We start from the raw sequence: 18,267 nt of genomic DNA, 5'->3' as shown, positions 1-18,267 counted from the left end.
TTATTTATTTTCAAAGAAATCGATAACGAGTTCATTGAACAATTCAGGTTTTTCTTCAGGAACATAATGGCTTGTATTCGGAATAATAGCCAGTTGCCCTTGCGGAATAGATTCCGCTATTTTTACCGTATGTTCTGTTTTTATAAGATCTTTATCTCCAGCAATAATCAATGACGGACACTGAATTTTTTTCAGATCTTCATATTGCCAGTTTGGATATTTAAGGTCAAGATTCAAAAGGTCTATGAAAACATCATTTTTATGGTCTTTATTCTCTTTAGTAAGGCTGGCGAGCATTTCTTTCATAGATTTAAACTCATCATCTTTGACTCCTTTAGGGAAAATATTGGCTCCGGAACAGGCAATTTTATCTACCAGTTGAGGGTATTTCATAGCCATGGATAAAGCAAGAATTCCGCCGTCACTCCAGCCCAGAATCTTTGTTTTTTTGATGTTCAGTTTCTCTAAAAACTGCTTAAGGTCCTCTGTCTGAATATCAAAGGTAAGTTCTTTCGTTTTGTCATAAGTAGATTTTCCACGCTCACGGCAATCTACAATGATAACTTTGTACTTTTTAGCAAAAGTATCCTTTTGGTTCATAAAAGCACTGATGGATTGTCCATTCCCATGAAGCATAAGCAATGGTTCTCCTTCTCCATAGATTTCGTAATATAATTTAATACCATTGACCTCCATAAATTTTCCATCCGGCATGGAACCTATAATGCCCTGACCCTTTATCAGCAATGATTTATGGCCACTGAATGGCTTGTAATCTGAAGATCCAACCGTAAAATGCTTTACATGGGTTATTTTCTGAGAATGGATTCCTTCAAACCAGGCATTTGATGCAGTAATATCGTTCTCAAAACCTGAATTTTCTAAAGGAATTTCAAGCCATTTTTTTGACTTTCCATCATTGACTTCCAACTTGAAATCGTCAAAATAAAAATCTCCATTGTCTTGTGCAAAAGCTCCGATATTGATTGTTTTCGCATTGGTATTGATGATTCCTTTGATTTCATATGTTTTCCATTCATTAGTGACTTTGATTCCATAATATTGATTCTCAAAAAAACCGGTAGAACGGTCTTTATTGTCTATTCTGCACCATAGGCCGCAGTTGGAATTATTATCTTTATTGTCTTTTCGGATTTTTGCCGTTACCCGGAAATTCCAATTTTGTTTATTCTCTATATTTAGGGCTTGTGTAAATGCGGTCCAGCTAGAAACAATAGATCTTTCCTGGCTATTTCCTAAGAACAGCCAGAACAGAAGAAGGAATACGAAATTTTTTTTCATGTATTTAGTTTTTAGTAAAAATAGTGTTTTTTACAAATTATTGAGATCCTGTGCAATAAGCCATCCTTCACTCCAGCATGCCTGGAAATTGAAACCGCCAGTCACTGCATCTATATTCAAAACTTCTCCGGCAATATAGAAATTAGGAAGTAATTTTGAAGACATGTTTTTAAAGTTAATTTCCTTTAAATCAACACCTCCAGCCGTCACGAACTCATCTTTAAAAGTAGATTTTCCGGTTACCTGAAACTTCTTTTGACAAAGATTTTCCAGAATCTTCTGCATTTCCTTTCCGGAAATATTAGCAACCTGTTTGTTCAGGTCAACCTTTGAAATGTCTAAAATCTTCTGCCAGAATCGGTTGGTAATATCAAAAATCTTCGATTGTCCGATGGTCTTTTTAGGATTACTTTGTTTAAAACTATGGAAGATTTCCTCAGCCTCATCCATTTCTATGGAAACAAAATTAACTTCAATTTCAAAGTTATATTTAAGTTTTGCCAGACTTATAGCTTCCCATGCGGAGATTTTCAGAACAGCAGGTCCGGAAAGTCCCCAGTGAGTAATAAGCAGCGGCCCGCTCTCGTCGGTTTTCAGCTTTGGAATGGAGATTCCTGCATTTTCAAAGCTTGTTCCCGGAAGATCTTTAAGCAATTCATCTTTAATATTAAATGTAAAAAGGGAAGGGACGAGGTCTACAATTTTATGACCCAGATTTTCAACCATTTTTAGAGATTTTGGTGAGCTTCCGGTAGTATATACGATATAATCGGCTTCAAAATCCCCCGAATTGGTCTTTACGATATATTTTTCATCCTGCTTTTCAATCTCTTTTACCGTACATTTTGTTTTTACAGAGACATTTTTCTTTTGGGTTTCGTTCAGAAAAGTATTGATGATCGTCTGAGAAGAATTACTTTCAGGGAAAGTTCTGTTGTCATTCTCAATTTTCAACGGAACATTACGCTGGTCAAACCATTCCATCGTGTCTCCAGGCTGAAATTTGCTGAAAACACTTAATAGTTCTTTATTTCCACGAGGATAAAATCGAACAAGTTCTCTGGGATCAAAGCATGCGTGAGTCACATTGCAACGCCCACCTCCGGAAATTTTAACCTTCTGAAGGACATCCGAGTTCTGTTCTAAAATCGTAATTGTATATTTCTTTTCGTCAAGATTGGATGCGCAGAAAAAGCCCGCAGCACCGCCTCCGATAATAATGATCTGTTTCATGTATATGTAATCCTATGCGGAAGATTATTTTTTCAAAAGTACAATTTTTATAAACCATCTTATTTGAGTATTTTTGAAGATTATAATTTTAACGAGACCAAAAATGATTTTCTACCATAAATTTGAAGTGCGATGGAGCGATCTTGATGCCAATAAGCACTTAGCCAATTCATCATATGTACAGTATTGTGCGCAAGCCAGAATGGCTTTTATGACTAAAGAGAAAATGGGAGTTACCCAGCTAAGCAGATGGGGAATTGGTCCTGTTATCCTGCACGAAAGATATTCTTTCTTCAAAGAAATATATGCAGATCAGATTGTTATTGTAAGTGTGGAAATAGATGGTTGTGCAGAAGATTCTTCCATTTATCGTTTCGTACACAAATTCTATACACCAGATGGAATGCACTGCGCCACTGCAGAAGCTACAGGAGTATGGATTGATATGATGCTTAGAAAAATGACCACTCCGCCGGATGATGTAGTGGAAGCAATGAATAAATATAAAAGCCCGGAAACGGTTGTATTATCGAAAGAAGATTTCAAAAAATTTCCTTTCCATCCACACAATATCGACCCGGCAGAATTGATTAAATAATTCAAAGTTTAAAATTCAAGGTTCAAGGTTTAGAGTTGAGAAGCAATTTTAAATCATTCATACTTTTTACATTGGACATTAATAAAAAAAAATCATGTTTGAAGATAAATCACAGGAGCTGACGCCCATTTCAAAATTAGGAGAATTCGGTCTTATTAAGCATTTGACAGAGCATTTTCCGTTATCCAATGAATCTTCGGAGCTTGGAGTAGGAGATGATGCAGCGGTTATCAATCCTGATAACAAAAAAGTAGTTCTTACCACAGATGTACTTGCGGAAGGAGTACACTTCAATCTTGGGTATGTACCGTTGAAGCATTTAGGTTATAAAGCGGTGGTAGTAAACCTTAGCGATATTGCAGCAATGAATGCAACTCCTACACAGATATTGGTTTCTCTTGCGGTTTCCAACCGTTTTCCGGTGGAAGCTTTAGAAGAAATCTATTCCGGAATTCAGGCTGCTTGCGGAAGATACAAGGTTGATCTGATTGGAGGAGATACTACAAGTTCCAATTCGGGGCTGGTGATGAGTATTACCGCTGTAGGAATTGAAAATGAGGAAAATATCGTAAAAAGAAGCGGAGCAAAACCTAATGATCTTCTTGTGGTAACCGGAGATTTAGGGGGTGCCTACATGGGATTACAGATTCTGGAAAGAGAACATGCTGTGTATCTTGCAGATCCGAACATGCAGCCGGAAATGGAAGGCTACGACTATATACTGGAAAGACAGCTGAAACCTGAAGCAAGAACAGACGTTAAAACGATTTTGGAAGAACTGGATATAAAGCCAACTTCTATGATTGATATTTCAGACGGCCTGGCTTCCGAAATCCTTCACCTTTCAGATCAGTCAAAAGTAGGATTCAGATTGTATGAAGAAAAAGTACCACTGGACAACCTTACGATCTCTACCGCGGATGAAATGAATTTGAATCCGGTAATGACCGCTTTAAGCGGTGGTGAAGATTATGAACTTTTATTTACGATTTCGCCAGATGATTTTGATAAAATTAAAAATCACCCGGATTTTACCATTATAGGCCATGCCGTAGAAAAAGAAGAAGGAAACTTTATGGTGGCGAGAGGATCTAACCAGTTGGTAGCACTTACTGCTCAGGGTTGGGATGCTTTTTTAAACCAATAAAATGTATACGTTTACCGTACTACCGGTTTTAGTTATTATTGCATTCATAATAGTGACTCTTTATAAACATTACATTAAAAAACAGGATCAGAATCTGAAAGAATCGCTCTTTTTTGTTTTTTTCTTCGTAACAGTCTGGAGTTTGATTTATTATTTTGTTTTTAGCTAAAAATAGACTGATGATTATAAATATCAGTCTGATAAAATTGAAAAATTATATTTAATTTTAAATATTGTAAGAGAACCGCAGCACTTTTTTTGCTGTGGTTTTTGTTTATAGTTAATTACTTTACAATATAGTGATGATTACACCCGAAAAAGAAATCCCGGTTCACCATCTGACTTCCGAAGAATTTCAGATGAGTACTCTGAGCGCAGCAGGCCCGGAGAATTTTCATGATGTTCACCGGCATAATTTTTTTGAAATTATCTGGTTCAGGGAAGTGTATGAAAACAGCTGTTTGGAACTGGATTTTGAAAGCTATAAACTTGAAAACAATCAGATCTGTATCATTGCTCCGGGACAGGCATTCAACATGAAGCTGGAAGGAGAGGAGGGATACGCAATGGCGATAAGCAGGGAGATTTTCAACGAAGCCTGTGATATAGAATCGGTACTTACAGGAGGTGAGCTACCCTTTTTTTTAAATCCGGAAAATGAAAAAACCTGCAGTACAATTATATCATTGATTGAGCAGGAATATAAAGCCACATCAAGAACAGAACTCTTAAAGGCATATCTGAAAGCATTTTGTATCATTATTGGAGAACAAATTCATACTCAGGAACCTTTATTGAATGACCGTCAACGGATTCAGGAACTGGTGGGTCTTATTGAGAAGTATTATATAGTGCATAAAGAAACAAGTTTCTATGCGGCTCAATTAAAGATAAGTACACATCATCTTAATGATATTGTACGCCTTTTGAGAGGAACGACAGTCAAAAAAATGATTTCCCAGCGTCTTATCCTGGAAGCCAAAAGAGAACTTAGCTTTGGAGCGCTCACAGTAAAGGAAATTGCTTTTAAACTCGGTTTTAACGATGCTTCATATTTTTCAAGGTTTTTTAAGAAACATACTAGCCAAAATCCTGACAGTTTTAAGAATAATGAAAAAAGATAATCCTCAATATTTACTGTAATGGTGGGCTTAAAGTAATATTTTTCATTTATTGTTGTATTTAAATCTTCAGTTTGTCCTATACTTCCTTCAGTTCTTTTATTGAAATATGGTGCTTTTTACAGCAACTTTGCAGCTGAAAAACCGCCTGTGAAGGCTTATGTATTTATGAAGAAGAATTTGAATATTGTAGTGTTTATTTTAGCACTGCTCAACACACTGGAGTCGCTAAGTATAGATCTTTATCTTCCCGCTTTCCCAAGTATGGCTAAAATCTTTAATACCGATATCGGACATATCCAGATATCCATTTCGGTGTTCTTTGCCGGGTTTGCTTTTGGACAACTGTTATGGGGGCCTTTATCTGACAAAAAAGGGAGAAAACCCATGCTGTATTGCGGGCTTTTACTTTTTATTATAGGAGCTACGGCCATCTATTTTACCTCAGATATTTATGTTTTATGGGCAATGCGTTTTCTGCAGGCGTTCGGAGGAAGTGCCGGAATTGTTATTGGTAGAGCGATCATTATTGATCTTTATGATAAACAAAAATCGGTAACAATCTTTTCCCAGCAGTCTCAGATCAGTGGTATCGCTCCTATTGTGGCTCCGCTATTGGGAAGTGTTTTCCTTAAATTCTGGGGCTGGAACAGCTCTTTTGCCTTTTTATGCATCATGGGACTGATCACATTTTTCATGGTATACAAATATGTACCGGAAACCAACAGCAGAATCAATCTTCCTGATGAGGAGCTGGTGAATGAAAAAGGATTAAAAGACCAGCTGAAAATGATCATTTCCAACAAAGATTTTATCAACAGTACAATGGTGGGAAGTATTGCTTTTGCATCCCTTATTATTTACATTTCAAATGCGCCTTTTCTATTCATGGAGATCCATGGGTTTTCGAGCAGTACATTTAGTTTTATATTTGCTTTTAATTCCCTGGCATTGATCACTGCGGCCTATATTACCCCAAAGCTGATCAAAAGAATAAGCAACTCAGCACTGTTATTTACGGCTACCATTGTATTACTGATGGTATGTTCGCTTCATATTCTGATTGCCGCTGAAAACGTTTCTGTAGCCCTGGAAATTGCAATGCTTTATCTGTCATTACTGGCTATCGGTATCTTATTTCCTATTACATCCGCCCATGCGCTGTCTCCATTTAAAGAAGGAAGAGGAACAGCGGCGGCTTTACTTGGATTCATGCAGTTGATGGTTACATTCTTAATATCAGCATTACTGGGTTTTTTAGAAGCAGATTCTATCATTCCAATGGTGGTAACACGCTCTGCAATGGCATTGATTGCAGTATGGTTCGGGTATCGTATTTTTAAAACTCAAAAAAGAGAAAGCTTAAATACCAGTTCTAGTCCGGAAACTCATCCTCTTATTTGATCCTGTTGTCATACTATCCGGACACTTAATCAAGTAATTTTTGTGAAAAATAACCAAAGGGTTCTCTTTGCATAAAATTTAAAATATGAAAAGAACCCTTTCGACAGTTTTATGCTGTTTATTGCCATTAGGATATTGGGTAAATGCACAATCCGGGCTCTCTGCGGAGCTAAAAACAGAATATATTCCGGGCTCAAACTATATCCGCCCTGAAGACAGTACAAAGACAAATTCTAAAAGTGATTTTAAAAGAATAGATCTTAACCTGAGTATTCCTTTATCTGTAAAAAAAGATACCGACGGAAAAGTAAGATCATGGTCGATGTTATTGAGCGGATCTTATGCGAAGATGACGCATAAAAATTATGAAACTCAATTATTTCCGGATGAGATGCTGAATGCACAGGTCGGAATACAGCATATGAGACCTTTAGGCAAAAAGTGGAGTATGATGATGACGGCATCCGTGGGAGTGTATACAGACCTTGAAAGAGTTAATTTTGATGACGTACTGGGACAGGGAGGTATATTGTTTATCAGACATTTCAATCCCAACCTTTCTCTGGGTGGAGGGCCTGTGCTTACCACTGCATTCGGAGTTCCCATGATTTTACCATGGATCTATTTTGACTGGAAGACCAACGGGAAAATTAAATTCAATATCAATTTCCCACAAGGGATGGAAGCCGGTTATCTGTTTTCAGATAAATTTGCTTTAAAAGCTGTTGTAGATCTTAACGGGATGACGGCAGAGAGAAATGTAGGCGGAAAATCTATACTTTTGGGTTATCAGCAAATCACTGCAGGACTCAGACCGGAATTAAAAATCAATGACAATCTTACATTGCGTCTCACGGGTGGAACAGCAATACTGAGAAGTTTCAACGAAAATGACCGAAAGATCAAAAGTATTTTCAGAGACAAAAAAGTAGCAGATCCAAGGTTTGCAAGTACATTCTACGCTGCCGTATCACTGCGCTGGAATCTGCCATAAAAAAGCCGGAAGCGGGGAATTTGATAACTCCCAGCTTCCAGCTTCTCTCTTCCACTACTTACTTATTAATTTCTTATACACCACCTGATTAAGCAACTCTTCTTTACGGGTACGGGAAATAGGAAGCTCAATTTTATTAATGAAAAGACGTCCTCCCGAGATCATATCAATATGGGTAATATTGATGAGGTAAGATTTATGAATCCTGAAAAAATGATCTGAAGGAAGAGATTCCTCAATCGCCTTCATCGTCTGGTGAATAGTCAGTGATTTGTCTTTAAAATGAAGTCTGGTGTAATTCTGCATACTTTCAATATATAAAATATCTACCCAGGAAACCTTAATAAAGGAGTCGGACTGTCTCACATACAGAAAAGGATCATCCAGAGGGGTATTCTTTTTTAGTTTTTCACTGATGATAAACTGCTGCTGGGCCTTATTTACAGCCTGATAAAAACGGTTAAAGGCAATGGGTTTTAAAAGATAATCCACTACCTGTAAACGGAATCCCTCCAAAGCATATTCAGAATAGGCTGTGGTAAGAATACACAAAGGCGGATTTTCCAGCTGTTCCAGAAATTCAAGACCAGTAAGATAGGGCATGTTGATATCCAGAAAAAGAAGATCTATTTGGTTTTCCTTTACTTTGGTGTCTGCTTCCAGTGCTGTAGCGCACGTATCTTCAACGGATAAAAAATCAATTTGACCGGCCAGTTCTTTAAGATGGAATCTTGCAAGAGGTTCATCATCTATAATCAGGCATTTCATTTTAGGAATATTAGAGTTCATGATGGTCAGATAAAGTGAGAATTAAAGTTATTTTGAAGATATGATGATCTGATTCAATTTTTAAATCATGAGAATCAGGATACTGCAGCTTTAAACGTTTTTTTACATTTTGAAGACCAATTCCGCCCGCTCCGTCTTTCTTTTTATGGGTTGCCATATCGGAATAGGGATTTTCAACATAGAAATAGAGGTTATTATCTTTTTCTTTACAGGAGATTTTCACATACCCTTTATGCCCGGGAAGTCTGCAGACATATTTAAAGGCATTTTCAATAAAAGGAACCAGCAGTAAAGGAGCAATAAATGTTTTCCTGTTATCAATTTCCCAGGAAGCCTTTACCCCAAGCTCATTTCCCCATCTTAATTTTTCTACCTCCACAAGATTCTGAAGGTATTCTATCTCTTTATACAAAGGAACCAAAGGCTGGTTACAATGATACAGCTGATACCGTAGAATATCTGAAAATTTCATCAGTAAAAAATCTGCAAGCTGCGTGTCCGTTTTCATCAGAATATGAATGTGGTTCAGAATATTGAATACCACATGCGGATTGATCTGATCCTGTAGAAGTTTGAGCTGGTTTTCAAGATGAGCCTGCTGAAGGAGAATATGGTCACGTTCTATTCTTCCGTGTTCTTTATAAAATTTTATGCCACATGCCACTCCGGTAATAAGAAAGGAGGCTGGTAAAGACATATAAAAGCCCTGCCATACAATAGGCAGCTGATCTGGAAAACTCTGTGGAAGAGGGTTTTTTGGAGTGACTTCAAGATAAGTAAAAATAACAGCGAAGATCAGGCTCAATATGAAAATAACAATGACTGCCTGTATCAGAAACTGGTTCATCTTTTTTTCCCGTAAGGCTTTTGATAGAAGCTTATTGGTTAAAAAATGGGTGAATGTAAAAGAAGAAGCTGTAATGATAATAGCTTGAATAACAGCAAGATATTTTTCTGTAGAAATCTGAATATTACACCACAATACAATAGCAAGAGTAAGCCAGAATATAAAAGTAAATACGTATTCTTTGAAAACAAAAGATTTTGTCATAGAACTGGAAATAGGTTGATAAAAAAATAGAAACTGCAGGGAAACAGTTTCTAATGGTAAAGATAATTTAAGTTTTTTAGAACAGGAAATAACCTATTCCAAGGGAAAAACTATGAGGTTTGGATTTAAACTCTTTACTGATGCTTGAAAGACCTGTTTCATACCTGAGATCTACCGTGAAGTTTTTATAATCTACCCCGATACCTCCCGTAATTCCAATATTGGATTTGTCGAATTTTTTAAAACCTTCCTGCAAAGCCTCAGAAGAAGATAAATTATTATTAAAGGCATAGCTGTAAACACCTCCGGCAAATGCTCTTACATTAAAATCATTGGTTTTGATGAATTTATACCCTACCACTACAGGAATATCAATAGCGTTCCATGAAAGTTTGGAAGAGCTTCCGTCTTGGGATTGGTATGATGTTTTTCTTTTGTTGAACAGAGCCTCTCCCTGCACATATAGTCTTCCGATATCCATTCTTGTCATTACTCCTGCCTGATAACCGAATCCGTACTTCCCTTCTAAGGAAGAAGATTCCGTTGAGGTTTTTGTAAAATTTGCTCCTCCCTTTACTCCGATGTGAAAAGCCGGGGTCTGCTGTGCTTTCGTTTCTATGGTGCAGGAAATGCACAATAATAGTGAGCTCAGCGCTAAAAATTGCTGCTTCATAAATTAAGTGTTGTTAAAAATCTGTTGCAAAACAACAATTATGAAGTATGGGATGAAATTTTATTTGATGAATGGTAAAGATACTTTGACAAGAATCTGTTTTAGGGTGAAAAATAAAACCGAAAGTATCTCTACTTCCGGTTTGCTATTACTAATATGGTTGTTCTTCACAGATCGAAGGTGGATTACATCCGCCGCCGCCAGGATTTCCGCCGCCTCCTACAAAGATGCATTGTCCCGGATTTCCGTCTTCATACATTTCACATGCATACCCCCAGGCACATTGACAGTCGTCCTGACAATTATAAGAATTGCCTCCCATGTGGCAGCCATCTATTCCGCTGCCCAGAATTGTAGTTAAGTCCTTTCTCAAAAGCTTTTTCATTGTTTTCATGATTAATTTGGTATTAAATGTTATTGTTTAAAATTGTACATCCTTGTAAATATAATAAAATTGTCTTAATGGATTGTAAATGAATTGCATGCAGATGCATTATATGAAGAAAGCCACTACAGGAGTGGCTTTATTATGATAGATAGAAAGTTTTGTCTTAGAAACTGAAATCCTTTTGATACAGCATATATTCTTTTTTGAAAAGAGGAATTGTTCCTTCATATCTGAGAGGAGCTATTCCAAAACCATAAAACATATCAGCCTGAATTTTGCCTTTTACGGAGATCACGCCTTTTCTTTCAGGAATGAATGTGAGCCCTAAAGATGAAAGGGCAGAAGCTCTTCCTCTCAATCCGGAATTAGCAATTGGAATAGAAATAAACATCAGTCCTACTGCTCCTTTAGCCTCTACGCCTGCTTCAGCAGACAGGTTTCCTTCAGCACCGGTGATAACGAGATCTGACTTCTTTTTCAGATTGATATTGAGTGCCGGGGTTTTGCTTACCAGAAAGTTGGCATTTCCTTCAAGATCCAAAAGCTGTCCCTGTACTTTTCCTGCCGCTTCTACACCCAGAAAAGGTCCGGCAGAAAGGGTAGGACTTAAAATAAGTCCTGTAGGTCCCAACACAATAGGAACAATAGGAATATTCAGGTAATCTGTAGTACTTGCTGTATACCCTAAGCTTCCTACAATACTCGCAGAACTTTTAAGCTGGATGTCATCCATGATAAGATTGACATAAAAATCAGCTAAATGTCCCCATGAGAATGTGATATTATAATCAATTTTTGGAGTAAATCCACCTTTTACGTTCACGCTGGATGTTCCTGCTGAAGATAAAGGAAAAGAAAAAGTTTTATCAAAATTAAAACGGTTGAAGGCAACTATCTTTTGATTTTGGAGATTCTTTGCTTCAATAGAAAGTATTTTACGATTAATTTCCTGGGAAACCAAGCCTTCTACGGGAACATAATTCACCATTTTCCCATTGATGCTTACAGGTGCTTTATCTGAAGGATCATACACTCCGCTTAACGTTCCGCTATAGATAAATTCTTCAAGCTTTGCGCTGGAGGCTTGTACAGTAAACTGATTATTGGCCTTAGAAACAGAGCTTACTTTTGAAAGGATTGTGCTCACCTGGTCACCTTCTACTTTTGTACCAACAATAACGGTTCCTGCCGAAATACTATCCGTTTGCGGAGTTGTACGGCTAAATGTAATTTCCCTGTCATTGTGAATGGAAATCGCATTGACAGATTCATCATTCAGAATGATAACATTTCTCTGTAAAGTAAGATTTCCTAATGTTTTCATAGGAAATGACTCTGCGGGCTTTTCAACAGGAGCTTCCACCGGATCTTCCTGAGAACAAGACGTTAAAAGAAACAAACAGAAAATAGGAAAAAGAAGAGAAAAATAAAATTTTCTGTTGATTTTGAAGAAATTAGATTTCCTTTTCATAAGCAGTGATTTTAAGTTTTCTCTAATTTAAGTGAATTATTTAAAGATTACAAAAGAATCATATTAAATTACTGTCAATAACATAATGGTTTTCAATGGAATTTATATTTTAATTCCTCATAATATATTCCTAAAAAGGCAAAGAAAAACCCGCTCTTATGGGAGCGGGTTACTTATATTATTTTTTAAAAGTCAACGCCAAAGGAATAGAAACATTTGATGACACTGGTTTTCCTTTGTCTTCTGCCGGTTTCCACTTGCCTTTATCTTTCATCCGGTAAAAAGCGGCTTCAATAAATGCATTTACATCTTCATTATTTCCTTTTACATTAGGATTCAGAGCATTTCCTTTAGAATCAACAACAAAAGTTATTGTTGATTTGTATGTTTCTGAAGAAAAGTTTAAAAAATCAAGATCCACAGCTTCATATAATAATTTTTGAAAGGCTGCTTTGCCTTTATCATATTCAGCTTCTTTAGTGACTTTTGCTTTTGTCGGAGGATCTGCAGCAATCATTTTCTGATCTTCAAGAGAGGCTTTATCTAAAGCATCCTGGTAAGCCGCTATTTTATCTTCCGTCAAAAGCCATTCTTTTTTCGTTCTTAAATCATTAGGCTTAGGATATTTCTTATACAGAGCCGTTTTCTTTCTTTCATAGCGTGAATCTGCCCTTTGAAAGTCAGAAATCTGGGCACTGCCGAAAATAAAAGTGAAAATGAATGCTGATGCTAAGACCTTTTTCATGATTTATTAAGCTTTTACAATATTAATAATTACTTCAGTCGCTTTTTCCATACTTTCCAAAGCTACATACTCATAGGGTCCGTGGAAGTTGATTCCTCCTGCGAAAATATTCGGACATGGAAGTCCCATGTAAGAAAGCTGAGCACCGTCTGTTCCTCCTCTGATTGCCTTGATCTTAGGTTCAATACCAGCTTCAGTCATTGCTTTTGCAGCAAGATCTACAATGTGCATTTTACCTTCAAACTGCTGCTTCATGTTTCTGTATTGTTCCTTGATCTCCACCTCAGCAGTTCCTTCACCATGCTTTTGATTGAATTCCGCGATTTTTCCTTCCATGAATTTCTTTCTGGTTTCAAATTTATCTGCATCATGATCACGGATAATGTACTGAAGTTTAGCTTCAGAGATATCAGCGGTAATATCCATTAAATGATAGAATCCGTCAAAACCTTTTGTTGTTGAAGGTGTTTCATTAGCCGGAAGTGTCTGAGCAAATTCAGCCGCTAAAAGAGCTGCATTGATCATTTTTCCGTAAGCATAACCCGGGTGAACGCTCAATCCATGAATTTTTACCACAGCTCCGGCAGCGTTAAAGTTCTCATATTCAAGTTCTCCAACTTCTCCACCGTCCATTGTATACGCCCATTCAGCACCGAATTTAGCGACATCAAATTTATGTGCTCCTCTTCCGATTTCTTCATCAGGAGTAAATCCTATAGCAATTCTTCCGTGTTTGATTTCCGGATGAGCCATAAGATACTCGGCAGCCGTTACAATCTCTGCACAACCCGCTTTATCATCAGCACCAAGAAGAGTAGTTCCGTCAGTAGTAATTAACGTCTGGCCGATATACTTTTTTAAACTTTCAAATCTTGCAGGAGATAATGTGAATCCTGTCGTCTGGTTCAAAAGAAGATCATTTCCATCATAATTTTCCCAAACCTGAGGTTTTACATTTTCTCCACTGAAGTCCGGTGAAGTATCATAGTGTGAAATAAATCCGATCGTAGGTCTGTCATCATTTTCAAGGTTAGAAGGAACATATCCCATAATATATCCATGCTCATCAATTGAAACATTTTCCAGGCCGATAGTTTTCAGCTCTTCAGTAATGTAATTGGCAATATCCCACTGGCGGGGAGTAGAAGGTGTAGTTTCACTTTCTGCATCGCTGGTTGAATATATTTTTACATAGCTAAGAAAACGGTTCAGTAATTTCTCTTTCCACAATGGGTTGAATTCTATTGTACTCATCAGATATCATAAATTTTAACAAAGTTAGCAAATTTGATGCTGAGAATACGTTATTTGCGATTTAATATCAGTTATCGAAATTATAAATCAGATATAAAACTTTGAAAATCAAAATAGTGTTAGCTTTGTATGTACAGTATACTAAGTAGTTTAGTTTTATTATATTTGAGAAAATCAAAAAGTAACAATGTTTCTTACCGAATGTCCTAGAGATGCCATGCAGGGATGGGGAGAATTTATCCCTACCGATAAAAAAATAGATTATATCAACTCCTTGATGGATGTTGGCTTTGATGTATTGGATTGTCTGAGTTTTGTTTCTCCGAAAGCAATTCCGCAGATGGCTGATTCTGATGAGGTGGCCGAAAATATTGACAAATCACGTTCCAAAACGAAGGTTTCAGCAATTATCGGTAATTATAGAGGTGCTGAAAAAGCATTGAAACACCAATCTGTTGATATTCTTGGTTTTCCGTTTTCTATTTCCGAAACTTTTCAGCACAGAAATACCAATAAAAATCAGGAAGAAGCTTTTGATGAAATCATTAAAATGCTTGATCTGGTAAAAAGTGAAGGCAAGCAGCTTAACATCTATTTCTCCATGGCTTTCGGAAATCCATATGGGGAAATGTGGAAATGGGAAGATGTTGACCATTGGGCACAACGTTTTTCTGATATCGGAGTGAAAGATATTTTATTATCAGATACAACAGGGGTGGCAACACCGGAAACTATTGCCCTTTTGTTTGAAAAAATACCTTCAAAATATCCTGAAATCAACTTCGGAGGACATTTTCATAACCGTTATGAAGATTCTTATTCAAAATTAAAAGCGGCTTATGATAAAGGCTGCAGAAGATTTGACAGTGCCATCAAGGGAATCGGAGGATGTCCTATGGCTAAAGATGATCTTGTTGGGAATATGCCTACTGAACAGGTGATTAACTTTATGAGCATTGAAAAAGCAGAACATAAACTGAATCTCCTGAATTTTGAAAGTTCCTATAATAAAGCGAAGGATATTTTTCATTTTTAAGAAGAATAAATTATAAATTTCACAGATCTAACAATTTAAATAGATCTTAGGATGGTTAAGAGTTAAATTTGTCATTCCGTAGGAATCCAGATTGTTTTTTTAATAACGGAATTAAGATTCCTACGGAATGAAAAAAATACGGCTGAACTATCTGTCTTCTTAATGTGTTCAAATATAATGGATTGTGTCCATGATCATATTTAGTATTAATTCCAAAATCAACAAAATGACTCCAATAATCTCCCCATCCGATTTAAAAAATATTCCAACAGAAAATCTCGTCATTCTTGACGCAAGAACAGGAAAAGAGGTAAAGCAGAGTTATCTTGAAAAACATGTAAAAGGAGCTCGATTCATAGATCTGGATAAAGATCTGGCTGAGATAGGGGAAGATGCTGCTTTTGGCGGGAGACATCCGCTTCCTTCCGTAGAAAAATTTGCAGAAACACTTTCAAACCTTGGAATTGCAGAAAATTCTCATATCATTGTGTATGATGATAAAAATGCCTCAAATGCTGCTGCAAGAGCCTGGTGGATGTTAAGATCTTTCGGTTTTGAAAAAGTTCAGGCTCTTGATGGCGGAATGCAGGCCGCTGAAAAAAACGGACTGGAATTTTCTTCTGGAGAGGAAGCATTTGAGAAAGCTTCTCTAATCAAAAAAGAACATTGGTTTCTTCCTGTTTCGAGTTTGGAAGTTGTTGAAAATGAGTTGAAAAACAATTCTTCTACGGTTATTGATGTAAGAGATGCCTATCGTTATAAAGGGGAATCTGAACCCATTGACCTGGTTGCGGGGCATATTCCCGGAGCGATCAATATTCCTTTTTCTGAAAATCTTGATGAAAACGGAAACTTTCTGAACCCGGAAGTGTTAAAAGAAAAATATAAGCAGTTATTAGAGAATAAACCTGAGCATCTGATCATTCATTGTGGATCAGGAGTTACAGCCTGTCATACTATTTTGGCGCTGGACTATGCAGGTTTCCCAATGCCGGATCTGTATGTAGGTTCATGGAGTGAGTGGAGCAGAAGAGATGGAAAGGAAATAGCAAAAGAAATTTAAAAATAAAAACCCCGAAAAGTAATTCTTTCGGGGTTTTATATTGTTTAAGAGTAGTTAAAGCATTCCCAGCTCAAACTTCGCCTCTTCACTCATCATATCCTTGTTCCAGCTTGGTTCGAAGGTAAGCTCTAAATCTACACTTTTTACGTTTTCTACTTCAGCCACTTTATCTTTTACCTCCTGAGGAAGTGTTTCTGCAACAGGGCAGTTGGGAGTAGTAAGGGTCATTATAATTTTTACGTCAGCATCATCGGAGATCTGAACATCGTAAATGAGTCCTAATTCGTAAATATCTACCGGAATTTCGGGGTCATATACGGTTTTCAGTACACCAATGATTTCCTCACCAATGTCAGCAATTTGATCGTCTGTAAATTTCATTTTTTAATCTAGATTGATATTCCTTTTCAACAAATCTTCCTGACGCATGCGCCGGAAAATATTCGCCAAAGTTAAGACATCTTTTTCACAATAGTCTACAATTCTCTGCAAGTCTTTTTCTATGTAGTAAATTGATGAAACCATTGAGCCGTCAATATCATCTTTTGGAGTAGGAATTCCAAAGACATGGGCCAGTAATTCAAGGGATACAAAACTTTTATAATCTCCAAACTTCCATAGTTCCATCGTATCGATGTGAGGAACCTCCCAGGGTTTCTTTCCAAACATCTGAAACGGAGCAGGAGGCAGTATCCCGTTGATAAGATATCGTCTGGCAATCCATGGGAAATCAAATTCTTTTCCATTATGAGCACAGAGAATGACATTGTAAAGCCTTGGGCTGTTGAAGATTTCGCCAAATTCTTTAAGCATTTTTTTTTCATCGTGTCCGGAAAAGCTTTTTATTTTAAGGGTTTCATTCTTTTCAAGCATTCCGATGCTGATACAGATAATTTTTCCAAACTCGGCCATAATACCGGCTCTGTCATAAAACTCTTCTGCAGAGATTTCTTCTTTTCTCTGAAACCGGGTTTTCTTGTCCCATAGATATTGCTCAGTTTCGGATAAGTCGTCCCAGGACCCCGCCTGTGGAACGGTCTCAATATCAAGGAATAAAACTCTTTCTAAAGGGATGTTCTGTATCATATGTATTTTTATTGGGTGTCTATCCTACCTGCATCCCATTTTTTGTGGGCAGCGAAGGGGCTAAAAGAGTGACATCTTGTTTGTCTTCACCATATAATCCCAAGACCAGACACTCACTGAAGAAGTTGGCAATCTGTTTTTTAGGGAAATTAACTACCGCTAAGATCTGCTTTCCAACAAGTTCCTCTTTTTTGTAAAGAGAGGTAATTTGTGCAGATGATTTTCTGATTCCTAAGTCTCCAAAGTCTATTTCCAGCTGGTAAGACGGGTTTCTTGCCTTTTCAAAATCATTTACTGAAAGGATAGTTCCGCATCTGATGTCTATTTTTTCAAAATCTGCCCAGGTGATGTCTGGTTTTACTGTCATGGTAATTCGTTGATTAAATGTTCTACTTCTGTTTTCTGTTCTGCATATTTTTGTTGTAGTTCTGAGCCTTCACCCATTCTTTTATAATATTCCAACGCTTTCCCCCCGAAGAATTTTTTATGAAAATCTGAAACCTCAGGAATTTGTGGAAAAACTTTGTGAAAAAGCATTTCATAATAGGCCTGAAATTCTCTCTCATTTTTGTCTTCAATGACCTGTCCGGGAGCTTTCTGCCTTACATGGAGCATTTCGTGCGCCACCATATTAAGGACAAGGTTCAGGTCAAAATCAAATAAATTTCTAGGGATCATTACGGTTTGCGGCCCGCCCAGACCTCCTTCTGCTGTAAGAAGCATTGAAGTGGGAGAAAGTTCTGCCCTGAATCCAAATCCTGCAAAGTTCTCATGTTCAAGATCAAAGGAATGGATTAGATATTTTGCAGCGTCCAAAATCTGGTTATGCTCTTTGTAAGCCTCAAGGTGTAAATTGATCTGCTCGAAATTCATCTGAAATATGTTTTAAACAAATGTATTAAAATATTGAGA

The 18,267-nt window shown here is 37.1% G+C and carries 20 protein-coding genes; 7 read left to right on the top strand and 13 right to left on the bottom strand.

Annotated elements, in window-relative coordinates:
• On the bottom strand, nucleotides 1–1,302 hold the full coding sequence (locus ACPF63_RS21225; RefSeq protein ID WP_426481219.1) for an alpha/beta fold hydrolase: 1,302 nt from the start codon (nucleotides 1,300–1,302) through the stop codon (nucleotides 1–3).
• A gap of 30 nt (nucleotides 1,303–1,332) precedes the next feature.
• Nucleotides 1,333–2,535, bottom strand: coding sequence for an NAD(P)/FAD-dependent oxidoreductase (locus tag ACPF63_RS21220; protein ID WP_426481218.1), 1,203 nt, complete (start codon nucleotides 2,533–2,535; stop codon nucleotides 1,333–1,335).
• Nucleotides 2,536–2,638: 103 nt separating this feature from the next.
• Here ACPF63_RS21220 and ACPF63_RS21215 point away from each other — a divergent pair, with 103 nt between their 5' ends.
• The 5 genes from ACPF63_RS21215 (at nucleotide 2,639) to ACPF63_RS21195 (ending at nucleotide 7,799) form a co-directional block, all read left to right on the top strand.
• Nucleotides 2,639–3,133 carry an acyl-CoA thioesterase gene (locus tag ACPF63_RS21215; protein WP_047380131.1) on the top strand — a complete coding sequence of 165 codons (495 nt, stop codon included), beginning with the start codon at nucleotides 2,639–2,641 and terminating at the stop codon, nucleotides 3,131–3,133.
• 94 nt (nucleotides 3,134–3,227) lie between these two features.
• A complete protein-coding gene (gene thiL / locus ACPF63_RS21210) occupies nucleotides 3,228–4,280 on the top strand; it encodes a thiamine-phosphate kinase (protein ID WP_077413300.1) in 1,053 nt (350 codons plus the stop codon).
• Nucleotides 4,281–4,582: 302 nt separating this feature from the next.
• The gene (locus tag ACPF63_RS21205) at nucleotides 4,583–5,404 is read left to right on the top strand and encodes a helix-turn-helix domain-containing protein (RefSeq protein WP_426481217.1); all 822 of its coding nucleotides are present in this window, start codon (nucleotides 4,583–4,585) and stop codon (nucleotides 5,402–5,404) included.
• A 165-nt stretch (nucleotides 5,405–5,569) separates the two neighbouring features.
• Entirely contained in the window at nucleotides 5,570–6,805 is a 1,236-nt protein-coding gene (locus tag ACPF63_RS21200) for a multidrug effflux MFS transporter (protein ID WP_426481216.1), read from the top strand.
• A gap of 85 nt (nucleotides 6,806–6,890) precedes the next feature.
• Nucleotides 6,891–7,799 (top strand): DUF6268 family outer membrane beta-barrel protein, encoded by a 909-nt coding sequence (locus ACPF63_RS21195; RefSeq protein ID WP_426481215.1) that lies wholly within the window; start codon nucleotides 6,891–6,893, stop codon nucleotides 7,797–7,799.
• 54 nt (nucleotides 7,800–7,853) lie between these two features.
• On the opposite strand, the gene ACPF63_RS21190 is transcribed toward ACPF63_RS21195, so the two are convergent.
• From ACPF63_RS21190 to pepT, 7 genes are all read right to left on the bottom strand, one after another.
• A complete protein-coding gene (locus ACPF63_RS21190) occupies nucleotides 7,854–8,588 on the bottom strand; it encodes a LytR/AlgR family response regulator transcription factor (RefSeq protein WP_426481214.1) in 735 nt (244 codons plus the stop codon).
• Nucleotides 8,578–9,639 carry a sensor histidine kinase gene (locus ACPF63_RS21185; protein WP_426481213.1) on the bottom strand — a complete coding sequence of 354 codons (1,062 nt, stop codon included), beginning with the start codon at nucleotides 9,637–9,639 and terminating at the stop codon, nucleotides 8,578–8,580. Before ACPF63_RS21185 ends, ACPF63_RS21190 begins: the two co-directional genes overlap by 11 nt.
• Before the next feature lie 76 nt (nucleotides 9,640–9,715).
• Nucleotides 9,716–10,312: a porin family protein gene (locus tag ACPF63_RS21180; RefSeq protein ID WP_077413306.1), complete on the bottom strand. Its 597-nt coding sequence runs from the start codon at nucleotides 10,310–10,312 to the stop codon at nucleotides 9,716–9,718.
• 151 nt (nucleotides 10,313–10,463) lie between these two features.
• Nucleotides 10,464–10,706 (bottom strand): hypothetical protein, encoded by a 243-nt coding sequence (locus ACPF63_RS21175; RefSeq protein ID WP_077413307.1) that lies wholly within the window; start codon nucleotides 10,704–10,706, stop codon nucleotides 10,464–10,466.
• Between the two features lie 157 nt (nucleotides 10,707–10,863).
• Nucleotides 10,864–12,171: a hypothetical protein gene (locus tag ACPF63_RS21170; RefSeq protein WP_426481212.1), complete on the bottom strand. Its 1,308-nt coding sequence runs from the start codon at nucleotides 12,169–12,171 to the stop codon at nucleotides 10,864–10,866.
• Between the two features lie 178 nt (nucleotides 12,172–12,349).
• A complete protein-coding gene (locus ACPF63_RS21165; protein ID WP_426481211.1) occupies nucleotides 12,350–12,916 on the bottom strand; it encodes a hypothetical protein in 567 nt (188 codons plus the stop codon).
• Nucleotides 12,917–12,922: 6 nt separating this feature from the next.
• The gene (gene pepT, locus ACPF63_RS21160) at nucleotides 12,923–14,170 is read right to left on the bottom strand and encodes a peptidase T (RefSeq protein ID WP_426481210.1); all 1,248 of its coding nucleotides are present in this window, start codon (nucleotides 14,168–14,170) and stop codon (nucleotides 12,923–12,925) included.
• Between the two features lie 187 nt (nucleotides 14,171–14,357).
• On the opposite strand from pepT, the gene ACPF63_RS21155 reads away from it, so the two are divergent.
• Nucleotides 14,358–15,206 carry a hydroxymethylglutaryl-CoA lyase gene (locus tag ACPF63_RS21155; RefSeq protein ID WP_426481209.1) on the top strand — a complete coding sequence of 283 codons (849 nt, stop codon included), beginning with the start codon at nucleotides 14,358–14,360 and terminating at the stop codon, nucleotides 15,204–15,206.
• A gap of 226 nt (nucleotides 15,207–15,432) precedes the next feature.
• Nucleotides 15,433–16,269, top strand: a complete 837-nt coding sequence (locus tag ACPF63_RS21150; RefSeq protein WP_426481208.1) for a sulfurtransferase — start codon at nucleotides 15,433–15,435, stop codon at nucleotides 16,267–16,269.
• Between the two features lie 54 nt (nucleotides 16,270–16,323).
• On the opposite strand, the gene ACPF63_RS21145 is transcribed toward ACPF63_RS21150, so the two are convergent.
• Genes ACPF63_RS21145 through ACPF63_RS21130 form a run of 4 tightly spaced genes read right to left on the bottom strand, consistent with a single transcriptional unit; the run spans nucleotide 16,324 to nucleotide 18,228 of the window.
• On the bottom strand, nucleotides 16,324–16,650 hold the full coding sequence (locus ACPF63_RS21145) for an SUF system Fe-S cluster assembly protein (protein ID WP_034691980.1): 327 nt from the start codon (nucleotides 16,648–16,650) through the stop codon (nucleotides 16,324–16,326).
• A gap of 3 nt (nucleotides 16,651–16,653) precedes the next feature.
• The gene (locus ACPF63_RS21140) at nucleotides 16,654–17,355 is read right to left on the bottom strand and encodes a 3'-5' exonuclease (protein WP_426481207.1); all 702 of its coding nucleotides are present in this window, start codon (nucleotides 17,353–17,355) and stop codon (nucleotides 16,654–16,656) included.
• 19 nt (nucleotides 17,356–17,374) lie between these two features.
• Nucleotides 17,375–17,722 (bottom strand): tRNA-binding protein, encoded by a 348-nt coding sequence (locus ACPF63_RS21135; protein WP_426481206.1) that lies wholly within the window; start codon nucleotides 17,720–17,722, stop codon nucleotides 17,375–17,377.
• Nucleotides 17,719–18,228, bottom strand: coding sequence for a hypothetical protein (locus tag ACPF63_RS21130; protein WP_426481205.1), 510 nt, complete (start codon nucleotides 18,226–18,228; stop codon nucleotides 17,719–17,721). Before ACPF63_RS21130 ends, ACPF63_RS21135 begins: the two co-directional genes overlap by 4 nt.
• Nucleotides 18,229–18,267 lie beyond the last annotated feature (39 nt).

Source organism: Chryseobacterium sp. R2ACT005 (genome assembly GCF_049949215.1).
Taxonomy (GTDB): Bacteria; Bacteroidota; Bacteroidia; order Flavobacteriales; family Weeksellaceae; genus Chryseobacterium.
This window is presented reverse-complemented; position numbering and strand designations above follow the sequence as displayed.